The sequence below is a fragment of the Microbulbifer sp. ABF4_148 genome, from assembly GCF_056158985.1.
This window is the reverse complement of sequence record NZ_JBSWUI010000004.1, coordinates 4,775-5,521: the sequence shown is the minus strand read 5'-3', so window position 1 is coordinate 5,521 and position 747 is coordinate 4,775.

The following is a 747-nucleotide window of genomic DNA, read 5'->3' as shown; positions in this document are numbered from 1 at the left end:
AAGGTTAAGAATCTAAGCAATACACGAAGGTGGCAGCACCTGCTGGTTAGGGCAATCAGCGCCATTTCGATGGTGACATACTGACACCGTGAACCATCCGTTCGCGGCAATGGAACCTGCATGAAGTGGGGTAGTTACAATTCCTCTGTATCAGGGGGAGGTATGCGCTATCCACGTGAGGCCTTCGAATATGCCATTAGACAATGGCGCCGGTGACGATCTCTGGTTACATATTTACGAGTAACCAAAGTGTAAGTTGTGACGAAAAAGCGGGCCACGGCCCGCTTTTTTTGTTCTGTTGCAGAATGGTGCCCGTTGTGCGGATTTGCGGCCAGTTCACCTGGGGGCGGGTAAGGAAGGTTTGCTGAAGCCGTCACTTTGTCGTCATGATCGCCCATGTGACTGTGTACGCAAGGAAATAATCCGCATGAAACTGTTTGGCAGCCCGCACCTCTCCTTATGTCCTGACACTGCCGTATTGCACTGAGTGCAATCCGGACTCGACTGGCCGAAATGAGTGGAACTGCGATATTCGAGTCGCCAACGCAAGGCCTGCGCGGTACGCGCGACGCTGCGTGTGCCTTTCCTGGCAGGATGGCTCCCTCAAGCTGACGGACTCAGCGCGCTACTCGTCAAGCGATTGCCGGGACACAAATCGCAAGTGTTTTCATCGCCCTGATGCGCAGGAGCGCTGGACCGTTACGCCTCGCTAATAAGCTAATCAATTCACGATCGACTTATCTGTCG